Consider the following 13222-nt stretch of genomic DNA (forward strand, 5'->3'; position numbering starts at 1 on the left):
TTACTGACCTCCCTTGCCACTTGGCATTCCGCCACCGTTTAGCATCCCGCCGCTCGGCATTCCGCTGCCACTCTGCATTCGTATTTCGCCACCTTGGCCTCCCCTCATTCCATCGCCGCCACTGCCAGTGGAACTTTCATTGATGGTAATGGGCAAGGAAACATACTGACCCTCTTCAAGGCCTGAAGTTATTTCAATATACCTATCGTTACTGATCCCAGTCTCAACCGTTGCCTTTGTACTGGTAGCCCCTTCAGTTGCACCGGATTGTTGTATATTCACATATTTCTCTTCACCGTCCATTTGGACTGCTTCAATCGGAACATATAAAACATCTTTTACACTATTCGTCACAATGCTCACTTCAGTCGACATCCCAATTTTTATATCGCCAGGTTTGTCAATCTTGATAGTGACATCGAATGAAGAAACACCATTCTCATATGTACCTTCCTTTGCTACACTCGTCACTTCACCCGTGAACGTTTCATCTTCAAAAGCACTGGCTTTAATTTCAACTTTTTGTCCTTTTTTAACACTTGGAACATCCAATTCATCAACACTGATCGTGGTTTTCAATTTTTTATAATCCGTAACATGTGCCACCACTTCACTGCTTGATACACGATCCCCTTCTTCTACATCCAATGTTGTCACGGTACCATCGAATGGGGCCGTTATCGGATCACTTCCATCCGTGAAGGTAATGAGTTCATCACCTTTCTCAACCAACTCATTCTTCGCTACAAGGACTTCATCCACTTCATCCGTTACCGAGGAAGTGATGTCCTCACTATTGATTGCGGCGACCGATCCGGAACCGCTTATTTGAACTTCAAGATCTCCCTTTTCTACCGTAGCCGTCACCGACTTTGCAATTACAGGCTCAGCATTATCCTTCATGAAAAACCAAACGCATCCCCCGATCGCCAGCACTAAAACCGTACCTATCAATATCAACTTTTTCATCATCTTTCTCCTTTCAGATTTCCTTCGTTGAAACCAGTATCGTGAAAGAAGCTTAACTTTTCCTTAATGGCAGCCGGTTTGATTTCCTTGACGTTCGTTCAAGCCAGCCTTTATTTTTGCTTGTACCCATTTCTCTCAAGTAATGATTAAAACTATGTCGAACGAAAAAAGAGTTAATTTTAGCATTTAAATTTACAATATATTCTGAAAAATATATACTGATACTGTTATCAGAAAAATTGGTAATGAAAACCAAATTAATAGAGATGAAGGGGGAACCAACTTGGCATCAAACGATTCAATCGCAAAGGAAACCGAGGTAAGCGCTTCCACTGACTACACCAAGATTGTTCAATCACAATCATTTCAAGAACTCCTAAGGAAAAAACGCAATTTCATCGTCCCACTATCCATCTTTTTCATGGTCTTTTATTTCACCTTACCCATACTAACTTCCTATTCTAAAGTCCTTAACTCCTATGCTTTCGGGGCAATCAGCTGGGCATGGGTTTTTGCCTTCGCTCAATTTATCATGACCTGGACATTATGCATCCTCTATTCCAAAAAAGCTGCGAAATTTGACCAATTAGTAGAAAAAATCGTTAAAGAAGCGAAAGGATAAAGGTGAATTTACCATGAATATACTTGCTTTCATATTATTTCTAATCATCGTCGGGCTAACATTGGTCATTACCTATTTTGCTTCACGGCGCACTAAAACGACCGCGGACTTTTATACGGCGGATAGCAGCCTGACTGGCTGGCAGAATGGCTGGGCCATTGCGGGTGATTATATGTCCGCAGCCTCATTTTTGGGGATAGCCGGCATGGTCGCACTCTCTGGATTTGATGGTTTTTTCTATAGCATAGGTTTTCTGGTTGCATATCTGGTCGTTCTCTATATCGTGGCCGAACCGCTCCGTAACCTTGGTAAATATACACTGGCGGACATGATCGCTGCCCGCTTCAATGAAAAGAAGGTACGCGGGGTCGCCGCCCTTAACACCATTTCCATTTCAACCTTTTATATGATTGCCCAACTGGTCGGTGCAGGTGCCCTTATAAAACTCTTACTTGGAATTGATTATCTATACTCCGTCATCATTGTTGGTATTTTAATGACCGTCTATGTCGTATTTGGCGGTATGACGGCCACCAGTTGGGTCCAAATCGTAAAAGCCGTTTTATTGATGGCAGGTACATTCATCATCTCCATTATCGTGTTGGCGAAATTCGACTTTAGCGTGATCGAGATGTTCAAGCAGATGAAAACAGCCACCCCTTTAGGCGGGGATTTCCTCAACCCAGGTAACAAATTCAAGGATCCTTTGGATACTTTATCCCTTAATTTGGCGCTGGTACTCGGTACAGCTGGACTTCCTCACATTCTCATACGTTTCTTTACAGTAAAAGACGCCATCACAGCCCGCAAGTCCGTAGTATATGCCACTTGGATCATTGGCATCTTTTATATAATGACCATTTTCCTGGGCTTTGGAGCGGCAGCTTTTGTTGGATATGACAAAATCATAGCCGCGAATGCTGCCGGCAATATGGCCGCTCCGCTGCTTGCCGAAGCCATTGGAGGTGACTTCCTGTTCGCCTTTGTTTCTGCAGTTGCTTTCGCAACCATTTTAGCGGTTGTAGCAGGTCTCGTTCTATCGGCAGCTTCTGCTTTTGCCCATGACTTTTATGGCCACATCATCCGTAAAGGTCAGGCCACTGACAAAGAACAAGTCGTTGCAGCCCGTTGGGCATCCATCGGAGTATCCATTCTCTCCATCATCCTTGCTTTATTTGCCCAAAACATGAATGTCGCCTTCCTTGTTTCACTTGCCTTTGCCGTCGCTGCCAGTGCCAATCTGCCCATCATCATCTTCACGGTATTCTGGAAACGTTTTAACACAGCCGGGGCTGTTACGGGCATGATAGTTGGACTGGTCAGTTCTTTATTGCTTGTGTTCCTAAGTCCCAATGTCTGGTCACCGATAGAGGGAGCGGCAATATTCGTTGGGGAACCATTATTCCCGCTTGCCAATCCAGGCATCGTCTCGATCCCGATTGGCTTTATCGCAGCCATCGTCGGAACTCTGCTGTCAAGCAAGAAAGCTGATGCCAAAAAATTCGATGAAATATTGGTTACAGCTAACACTGGAATGAAAGATCCTATATAAGCTAGATTACTTATTATTTTAAAATATAAAAAAGAGAAAGGAGATCCAGGTATTCCGCCTGCTCTCCTTTCTCTTTATTTAGAAACATATTATCAGGAAGATTAATTGGATTCCTTTACCCTAACTTCTCAACCTTAACTTCCTTCTATTGTATTTAGTTACTAACTGGTTCATGACTTCTGCAAAGATCAGCCCCATCGCAATGGCACCAGCCAGCATGAAGACCTTGGCGGCCAATTGAACGGCGACATAAAAATCATTTCCGACAAAATGCTTCATCGCATCATACGACAAACCTCCAGGCACGAGGGGGATGATTCCCGATACATTGAAAATCGTGATTGGCGTTTTATACCTTTTAGCAAAATACTGGCTGATGACCGCAACGATGAATGCAGACGCTAATGTTGCAATGATGCTGTTTATCTCATTTTCAACCAAAGAATAATATAGAAGCCACCCTAACATCCCCACGAAACCACATTGAAACAATGAATTTTTCGGTACATTGAAGATGACTCCAAAGGCGGCTGAGGCAATGAAACTTGTAATAAGCTGTGCAAACATCATTCTTCCTCCCCTAAAATCATAAGAAAACAAACGCTGCAGATATTCCTGCCCCAATGGCTAAAGCAGTCAAACCTGCATCCGCACCCTTAGATAGACCCGAAACTAAATGGCCTGCAATTAAATCCCTGGCTGCATTCGTAATTAACAGACCTGGCACAAGGGGCATCACCGCTCCAATGATTATCGTATCCAAATGACCTCCAACACCAATCTGGACAAAGAACATAGCTACTAAACCCACAACCAAAGAGGCAATAAATTCAGCAAAAAAACGAACTTCCAGTAACCTGTGCAAATAAAGCAGGCAGGAGAATCCCATTCCCCCAGCTATACAGGACCAGATGAAATCATTCCACTGTCCTTGGAACATGATTAAAAAACAGCCGCTCGCTATAAAAGCTGCAAAAATCTGACCCCACATGGGATACCCCATCCCAGCCTTTTCGATTTGTTTTAATCGTAAATAAGCTTCCTCCGGTGTCATTTCCTTGCTGGAAATGCTTCGGGATATACTGTTAACAAGCGTTACCTTATGTAAATCTGTAGATCGTTGGGAAACTCGAATCAATTTTGAAGCTGGGTGCATACCATCCAGCGAAAAAATGATTCCTGTAGGGGTTGAAAAACTGTGTGAGTCACCGCATCCAAAAGCTGCAGCAATTCTCACCATCGTATCTTCTACCCGCGAAGTTTCCGCTCCGTTCTGAAGCATGATTTTTCCCGCAAGCAAACATACATCTATAATTTCATTGTATGGTAACTGATCATCCATTTTATCCTCTCCATCACTTTCTGCATGCGTTTCTCTCAATAACAGATAACGATCTTACCAGTTTAAATCCACCTCATAATAGCCCAATTCCTGTGAAAAGGATATAAAAATATTACCTATTTAAATTATTAACACCATCTAATTGCAGTGCTGACGTCCTTAGTACCAGTATTCCCTTTATTTCTTGCTGAAACCTCTTAGAAAGCAGAAAAAAACCAGTGGGAAACTATTAATGAGTGTTGTTACTACAATAAAAAAAGAATGCGGGGCACTACCCGCCCGCATCCTTTCTTCATCATCTCGTTAGTGTTTTGCTTACTTTATCATCCTTTATCCATTTCACCAGATTTTTACGAACTGAAATATATACTAAAGGGTAACACCTGTTTTAAAAATAGCGAGTTCCCTAAAGTCATTTTTCTCATTGTTTACAAATTCGCCATTAGCTATCTGAATGATATAATTAATAAATTTCCGTAAAATGTATTCAGAGGAAATGTCATCATCCAACAAGATACCTGCATTAAAATCAATCCAATGTGGTTTAGATTTATATAATGATGTATTGGTGGACACCTTCATCGTAGGAACGAATGTCCCAAACGGTGTTCCTCGTCCAGTGGTGAATAATACCATCTGACAGCCAGTGGCAGCGAGTGCTGAAGAAGCAATCAAGTCATTTCCTGGGGCACTCAGTAGGTTTAAGCCCTTCGCTTTCAGCACTTCCCCATACTTCAATACATCGACAATTGGAGATGATCCCGCCTTTTGTGTGCACCCCAAAGATTTATCTTCAAGCGTTGTAATACCCCCTTTTTTATTTCCAGGGGAAGGATTTTCATAGACTGGCTGGTCGAACTTTAAAAAGTACTCTTTAAAATCATTGATTACGGCAACAATTTTATGGAAGATATCCTCGTTCTTCGCTCGTTCCATTAAGATGGTTTCCGCCCCGAACATTTCAGGTACTTCTGTTAAGACGGTCGTTCCACCTTGTGCTATCAGAAAATCTGAAAACCTACCTAAAAGGGGGTTAGCCGTTATTCCTGAGAATCCATCCGAACCCCCACATTTTAAGCCTATTTTCAATTCCGATAATGGAACGTCTTCCCTTTTATCACCCTGAACATAGGCATGGATTTCTTTAATTAACTTTACTCCAGCCTCTATTTCGTCCGTCACGTCTTGTGATACAAGAAATTTAATTCGGTTTTCATCCACATTTCCCAGATCTTCTTTGAATTTGACCATTTCATTATTTTCACATCCCAGCCCCAGTACGAGAACGCCTGACGCATTTGGATGGTTCACTGCATTCAACAGGATTTGCTTTGTATTTTCATGGTCATCCCCTAATTGCGAGCAGCCATAATTGTGTTTAAAGACAAGCATATTATCAAAAGGTGTAATATTCCCTACCTCTTTTTCAAATCTTTTGATGATTTTCTCGGCAATGCCATTAACGCATCCTACCGTGGGAACAATCCAGAGCTCATTTCTGATTCCCACGGATCCATTTCCCCTTTTATATCCTTTAAATGTTAAATTTTCATCATGGAAAGGATTATCTATAAGCTTCCGTTCATAGCTATATTCCTGAGTACCTGATAAATTGGTTATTGTATTATGCGTATGGACCCACTCGCCAATTTCCACCTCTTGCAAAACATGACCAATTGGAAAACCGTACTTAATTACATGATCATCTTTTTGAAGATTTTTTAATGCCACTTTATGTCCTCTTTCAACCTCTTCCTTTATCACTAATTCTGTTCCATTTATAATGAAGCGTTCATCTTTTGATAATTTTCTTAAGGCTAATGCTATATTGTCATTTTCATGTATTTGAAAAATATCCTTCATGATAAAGGACCTCCCTATTTTACGGATTGTTCCTTCATCATTGCTTCCAACGAAGGTTTAATACCTGACTCTTCAATTTGATGTACATATTCTGCCACCAATTTCGTAAGTCCGCTTATTCCATTCAAATCCATCCCCCAAATATCTTGGTTCCCAAGAATCGTCTCGACAAGCTCCTCGACTTTCATGGTATCCTCAGCCACCGATTTCCACGACGCCTTAAATAATTCAAGAACACTTGAATCATCCTCAAGCGGAATCATTTCTTCTCCCCTTTTACCTTTATAAAAAATGAGTAAAGCACTCAAGGAAAAAACCATTCGACGGGGCAACTCTTGTTTCTTTTCCACATAATCGAGTAATGCCGGGAGATTCCTTGTTTTAAATTTTGATAAGGAATTCAAGCTAATGCTCAATAAATAATGCTTAATATAAGGGTTTTTAAAACGGTTAAGAACATCATTTGCAAAGGCTCTCAATTCTTCAGTCGGCATGTTAAGCGTCGGTATGATTTCTTCAAAAGTCAATTCTTTTATAAATTGTCCAGTAGTATCATCTTCCATCGCCTCTGCCACTGTTTCCACTCCTGATAGATAGGCAACAGGGGTCATCGCTGTATGGACACCATTCAGAATTCGCACTTTCTGTACGCGATATGGTGTTAAGTCATCGACAAAAAAGGTATTTAGACCCACTTGATCGATTGGAAATTCCGTTTTGATCCACTGAGGACCCTCGATGACCCACTGATGGTATTGTTCACCTACTACTAATAAATCATCTTGATACCCTAACTCTGCTGTGATTTCATCTATCGTATCTTTTGGAAAACCAGGTACGATTCGATCAACTAAACTGTTGCAGAATGTATTGGCGTGGAGAATCCACTCGACAAACGCTTCCCCAAGATTCCAAATACTAGCAAACTGAAGAACAATGTCTCTAAGCTTAGCTCCGTTCTCTTCTATTAATTCACACGGGATGATAATACAGCCTTTTTGGTAATCCCCCTTAAATGCTTGGAAGCGGTGAAATAAAAAAGCGGTTAATTTACCTGGAAAACTTTTTTGAGGACGGTCTTCCAATCTGTCAGTCGTTTCTAAGTAAACTCCTGCTTCCGTCGCATTTGAGATAATAAACCTTAGCTCTTCACTACCTGCTAAATCCACATATTTATCATAGTCCTTAACTAGATCAATGCCTCTGCTTATCGAATTGACAATCATATGCTCATTAACAGCTTTTCCCTCTTTAATCCCTTGCAAATATAAAGTGAATAATCCATCTTGTTCGTTCAAACGCTCAATTTTTTCAGAACCTCTTGGCTGGACAACCACTACACTGCCTTTGAAATCAGTTTTTTTATTCAGTACATCAATTTGCCAATCAACAAATGCCCTTAAGAAATTCCCCTCTCCAAATTGAAGGATTTTTTCCTGGTATAAGGGATGCTCCCCACTGATTTTCTTACTTATTTTTTCCATTAAACATTCCTCCTCCTCAAATGCACACGTGAACATTTTATTTTAAAAAAAATAAGACTTATTTTACTGCCCATTTATTAGTTATATTCAAAATAAATGGGCATATTTTTTATGACTTCAATTTTTTCACAGAATCTCGCACCTTTAATTCTGTATTCACAAAAATTCGCTTCCCGTGTTTCCCAGGGTTTCCAATTAGAGATAATAAGTTCTCTGCCCCCTTTATACTTATCTGCTCGATGGGTCTTTTTACAGTTGTTAACCGCGGAGTTGTATATTGGGCAAATCCAATATCGTCAAATCCAATAATGGATATATCCTCTGGAACCTTCAAACCATATGCGAAAACAGCATTCATCGCCCCTATGGCCATATCGTCATTGGAACAGAAGACAGCAGTCGGTGGCGTCTTGACGGTAAGCAATTTTTCCATAGCCTGGTACCCACTATGCATATCATAATTCCCTTTGACAGCATATTCACTTTTGATTGGGATTTCGTAATCAATCAATGCCTTTATAAAGCCATCTTTCCGCTTTTTAGTCGATTTAAATCCTTCTTTACCTTCAATAATCGCGATATTCTGATGACCATTTTGAATCAAATGTTCAATCGCTTGATAGGATCCCTCTGAATCATTTGATAAAATATTAATCAGTTTCTTTTCATCAACTTGTCTATTTAACACGACAAGAGGTATCTTTTTTTCCAATACATAATAGATAAAAACATTATCCACATCACTTTGGCTCATCAAAATAATCCCATCGAACCTACCACTATTAATAGCTGAAAAATCCTCATAATCATCTATACCGCGTACAAATAAATTGAAATTCTCATTAATGACACTGTTGACTCCCTTGATTGTATCTGTAAAGAAGCTGGGTGATGTACCATTTGAGATGCTTGTAAAAAACAATCCGATTGTGTGTGATTTCTTCATTACCAAGCTTTTAGCATTATAATTTGGGGTATAATTTAGCTGAGAGGCTAGATCCAGTATTTTCTTCCTTGTATCCTCTTTAATCAAAGGACTATTATTCAAGGCCCTTGATACTGTCGTATGAGATACATTCGCTATCTTAGCAATATCTTTTATCGTCACCATTCCACTCATCCTTTAAAATCACAAAGTATACTTTCTACTAGCATACCATGTTTATCTGGCAATTCCAGATTGCAATCCCCCTAATAGAAAATCCATGAGACGGTAAGGACCTGCAATCTGCAAAATGGTTCTTTGCCAAAACTGCACCTTTCATTTTATATCCCTATTACCTGGTTTCAAGTTTTTGAATGATTTCTGCATGTTTCTCGTCTGTTAATTTATACAAAATTCCAATTATCAGCATGGCTATTGTCAGCGCAATTGCGGGGTAAAGGGTTAGTAGGCCCTTGATCCCAAGCAGGGTCCCTGCTGTTTGAGCCACATTGGGTACATAACCAATTAAACTTAACCCAAGTCCTGAAAGAAAGCCGGCTAAAGACTGAGCTAATTTCCTTGAAAAATTGAACAGTGAATATGTCGTTGCCTCTTTACGCTCTCCTGAAACCCACTCACCATAATCAATGATATCGGATACAAGTGCCCATGTTATGCCATTTGGAATACTGATCCCGATGAAAGCAATTGCAGATAAAATTGTAAATGAATAGATATTGGTTGGAATAAAGAAATTAATTAAATCAGCAACAATGCAAATAGCGAATCCTAGCATCGCCGTATGCTTTTTTCCGAATTTCTTGACAAGTTTAGGCATTAGGATAACCCCTATGAAAGAGGAACCGATAATGACAAAACTCATATTAGCCACTAGGGTTACGTTACCTAAATTATATTGTGCAAAATAGATTAATAATGCTGACTTGATATTATAAGCTGAGATTGAAAAAATCGTCATCAGTACCAGTGTTAATAAGGGCTTATTTGTTACAAATGTTTTAACAATAGATTTAAAAGATAATTTTTCTCTTGGCGCCTCTTTAACCAAAACTCTTTCTTTTGTATTTCGATAACAAATATAGAAACCAATGATTCCGACAATACACATTATTCCCATTACAACCGGGTAACCTACTTTAGGATTTTCAAATTTCACAATCAATGGCATAACAATGACACTAGTGATCAACAAAGCTCCCAATGAACCTATTTGCCTGAAAGTCGCAAGGGAAGTCCGATCTTCAGCATTTTGTGTCATTGCGGCTCCAAGTGAACCATAAGGAATATTGGTAAAGGAATAAGCAATGCCCCAAATCATATATAAAGCATAGGCATATATAAGTTTTCCTGTAATTGATATCTCAGGTGAAATAAACAGTAGCACAGTAAATATAGCTAATACTAAACTTCCAATAATTAAATATGGTTTGAACTTACCGTGCTTACCGATGTTCTTACGATAATCTATTGAGGAGCCAACAATCGGATCCATAATGGCTGCAAAAAGTTTACTGACCAAGAAAATTGTACCTGCCGCTGCTGCAGGTATACCAGCAATATCAGTAAGAAACTTAAGCAGGTAAAGTTGACCGAGATCGAACATGAAACCGTTTCCAAAATCACCAAAACCATAAGATATCTTCTCTTTCAAACTCAATTTCTCTTTTTTCACTTCTATCGGATCTTTTTCTTGAGCAAGGACTGTACTCATATTATCCTCCTGATAATCTACATTTTGTTCCAAAGTTAAACTAAGTTATACTTATACTGATATACCTTTCAACAGAACCCTCCATTCCACCTAGGGAGAAGGAAGAATAGAGAGCTGAATTTATTCTTTTATATCAAATTCAAAGTAATTTTTCGCATTATAATATGAAATTCCTTGCACAATATTTCCTAATAAATCCATATCATTTGGAATCTCTCCATTTTCAACCCATTCTCCTACTAGTTGGCATACAAGCCTTCTGAAGTACTCATGCCTTGTATATGAGAGAAAGCTTCTTGAATCCGTCAGCATACCAAGAAATCGACTAAAGAGTCCTACATTCGCTAATGCTTTCATTTGTTCTAGCATGCCATCCTTATTATCATTGAACCACCATGCGGTTCCAAACTGAATTTTCCCTGGTTTCTTTCCATCTTGAAAACTATTAATAATGCTGGCAATGACATGATTATCATTTGGATTTAATGAATATAGAATCGTCTTTGGTAGAGCATCTTCTTTGTCCATTGCATCCAATATTTTCACAAGCGGCTTAGCTATTCCATCATCATTCATTGAATCATAACCGGTGTCCGGACCTAGCCGATTATACATTTTTGAATTATTATTGCGCAGGGCATTTATATGGAATTGCATCGTCCAACCTAACTTGGCATATATGCCGCCAAAAAAATTAAGTGTATATGTTTTGTATTTCTTCTCATCTTCTTGAGAGACTTCGACGCCTTGCATTCTTTTCGAGAATATTTCGGCAATCTCTTCTTTAGTCGCTTCTTCGTAAACCATTACATCCAAAGCATGATCGGATACCCTGCCTCCAATTGAATGGAAAAAGTGGATTCTTGACTCCAAGGCATTAAGGAAGTCATCGTAGTCTACAATTTTTTTATCTGCTGCCTGCTCCAATTTACTTACCCACTCGAGATAACCATTACGATTAATTTCTAAAGCTTTATCTGGCCGGAAGCTCGGTAAAACGCTTACATTAAAATCATGATCTTCCATCAGCAGCTTGTGGTACTTAAGCGAATCGACTGGATCATCCGTCGTACAGATCACTTTTACATTCGACTTCAAGATTAAATCCCTTGCACCAAAACCCCTGCCATTTAACAAATTATTAACTTTTTCCCAAATGGTAGAGGCCGTTTCTTCATTTAAAATATCATATACATCGAAAAAACGTTGTAATTCTAAGTGAGTCCAATTATACAAGGGATTTCCAATTGTCATTGGTACCGTTTTCGCCCATGCTACAAACTTGTCATAATCATCAGCCTGCCCTGTAATATAATCCTCTGAGATACCATTTGCCCGCATTACCCGCCATTTATAATGGTCCCCATATAACCATGCTTCAGTAATATTTTTGAATGTCTTATTTTCATAAATTTCTTGAGGACTTAAATGGCAATGATAGTCAATAATCGGCATATCCTTTGCGTAATTTTGGTAAATATGCACCGCAGTTTCATTTGTTAATAAAAAGTCTTCTCCCATAAATTTTTTCATCATTTCACCACTTTCTTTTCGTTTGTATTTGCTATAAAACGTCATAAACTCAATAATGTTATCGTTAACATTTTTACACATGAATAGTTTATAGAAGTTTAATTTGTTTTATGTTAACGTTAACAATAATAGATTCATTTTACTGACTATTCACTAAAATTACAATATTTTTTTATTTCAGAACAAAGTTGTTGTAAAACAAGAAAAGACATGCATTACTGCCATGTCCTTTCTTACTTTTTCTATTTACCCTTTTAATTTTCGAATAAAGCAATCAACGGTTTCATTAAACAAATCGCTTTCTTCCATAAATGGACAATGGCAACTATCTTCAAAGATTACAAGTTGGGAATGCGGAATGTTTTTATGCAAATGCTCCCCTGCAGCTACAGGAATCACTTTTTCATGCCTTCCAAAACAGAGAAGTGTGGGAATATTAATTTTTGGCAAGAATTCACGATAGTCAACAATCGATTGGTCAAATAGAATGGCACTAGCAATGGATTCCGGCATTTTGGTCACTTCCTTAAGCATCCAGCTTGCATCCGCTACAGATAATTCATTTTTAAACATGGAGGCAAGGAAACTTTGTAAAAATGGGGAACGATTCGTTTGAATTTCAGTCATGAAGGCAATCAATGTGTCCATATCAAATGCACCAATGTTAAAATCGGGCCACTTAAAATCAGAGGCCAATTCATCCACAATCACAGTTGAATGAATATTTCCTTCACCGAATTGCTTCAGATAATCCCAAACGACAAAAGCCCCCATGGACCAGCCTACGAGTATGACATCCTTTAATCCCAGTTTAGCAATGAACGCATGAAGATCTTTTGCATAAACGGAGACCGTATTTCCGTAATGAACATGATTTGACTGGCCATGGCTTCTTAAATCAAGTAAGATCGTTCTATATTTTTCTGAGAAGGACGGAAGCTGCCTTCTAAAGAACCGGCTGCTCATCCATACACCATGGATAAAAATAATTGGTCTTCCCTGGCCCTTTTCTTCATAAAACAACCGAACGCCTTCTTCCACCTCAATATATGCCATTCCATCCCTCCTTCATGGTATTTTCACAATCCATTCCCTATTATTATTTATTGCGTTTCATCTTTTAACATTCCTTCCTATAAAAAAATATTGTCAAACCTCATTTTAGAGTTGATAATGAAGTATATTTTTATTGATATATTC

General features: G+C 38.9%; 11 protein-coding genes. 2 read left to right on the forward strand and 9 right to left on the reverse strand.

The features are described from left to right. Nucleotides 1-969 (reverse strand): efflux RND transporter periplasmic adaptor subunit, encoded by a 969-nt coding sequence (locus tag ACDZ29_RS10155; protein ID WP_289327152.1) that lies wholly within the window; start codon nucleotides 967-969, stop codon nucleotides 1-3. Nucleotides 970-1270: 301 nt separating this feature from the next. Between ACDZ29_RS10155 and ACDZ29_RS10160 the strand changes: the two genes are divergently transcribed. Both ACDZ29_RS10160 and ACDZ29_RS10165 read left to right on the forward strand, forming a co-directional pair. Further along, nucleotides 1271-1591: a DUF485 domain-containing protein gene (locus ACDZ29_RS10160; protein ID WP_370017128.1), complete on the forward strand. Its 321-nt coding sequence runs from the start codon at nucleotides 1271-1273 to the stop codon at nucleotides 1589-1591. A 13-nt stretch (nucleotides 1592-1604) separates the two neighbouring features. Beyond that, the gene (locus ACDZ29_RS10165; RefSeq protein ID WP_289327153.1) at nucleotides 1605-3143 is read left to right on the forward strand and encodes a cation acetate symporter; all 1539 of its coding nucleotides are present in this window, start codon (nucleotides 1605-1607) and stop codon (nucleotides 3141-3143) included. Nucleotides 3144-3263: 120 nt separating this feature from the next. On the opposite strand, the gene ACDZ29_RS10170 is transcribed toward ACDZ29_RS10165, so the two are convergent. From ACDZ29_RS10170 to ACDZ29_RS10205, 8 genes are all read right to left on the reverse strand, one after another. Continuing rightward, entirely contained in the window at nucleotides 3264-3713 is a 450-nt protein-coding gene (locus tag ACDZ29_RS10170; protein WP_370016918.1) for a threonine/serine exporter family protein, read from the reverse strand. A 16-nt stretch (nucleotides 3714-3729) separates the two neighbouring features. Further along, nucleotides 3730-4485 carry a threonine/serine exporter family protein gene (locus ACDZ29_RS10175; RefSeq protein ID WP_375090785.1) on the reverse strand — a complete coding sequence of 252 codons (756 nt, stop codon included), beginning with the start codon at nucleotides 4483-4485 and terminating at the stop codon, nucleotides 3730-3732. A 369-nt stretch (nucleotides 4486-4854) separates the two neighbouring features. Beyond that, nucleotides 4855-6348, reverse strand: a complete 1494-nt coding sequence (locus ACDZ29_RS10180) for a UxaA family hydrolase (protein ID WP_375090786.1) — start codon at nucleotides 6346-6348, stop codon at nucleotides 4855-4857. A 14-nt stretch (nucleotides 6349-6362) separates the two neighbouring features. Then, nucleotides 6363-7832, reverse strand: coding sequence for a tagaturonate reductase (locus ACDZ29_RS10185; RefSeq protein WP_375090787.1), 1470 nt, complete (start codon nucleotides 7830-7832; stop codon nucleotides 6363-6365). 109 nt (nucleotides 7833-7941) lie between these two features. Then, nucleotides 7942-8943 carry a LacI family DNA-binding transcriptional regulator gene (locus tag ACDZ29_RS10190; protein ID WP_289327158.1) on the reverse strand — a complete coding sequence of 334 codons (1002 nt, stop codon included), beginning with the start codon at nucleotides 8941-8943 and terminating at the stop codon, nucleotides 7942-7944. Nucleotides 8944-9109: 166 nt separating this feature from the next. Further along, entirely contained in the window at nucleotides 9110-10489 is a 1380-nt protein-coding gene (locus ACDZ29_RS10195) for a glycoside-pentoside-hexuronide (GPH):cation symporter (protein WP_375090788.1), read from the reverse strand. A gap of 120 nt (nucleotides 10490-10609) precedes the next feature. Next, nucleotides 10610-12022, reverse strand: coding sequence for a glucuronate isomerase (gene uxaC, locus ACDZ29_RS10200; RefSeq protein WP_375090789.1), 1413 nt, complete (start codon nucleotides 12020-12022; stop codon nucleotides 10610-10612). Nucleotides 12023-12268: 246 nt separating this feature from the next. Further along, nucleotides 12269-13078 carry an alpha/beta fold hydrolase gene (locus ACDZ29_RS10205; RefSeq protein WP_289327161.1) on the reverse strand — a complete coding sequence of 270 codons (810 nt, stop codon included), beginning with the start codon at nucleotides 13076-13078 and terminating at the stop codon, nucleotides 12269-12271. Nucleotides 13079-13222 lie beyond the last annotated feature (144 nt).

It is taken from the genome of Peribacillus sp. RS7, from assembly GCF_041956845.1.
GTDB lineage: Bacteria > Bacillota > Bacilli > Bacillales > DSM-1321 > Peribacillus.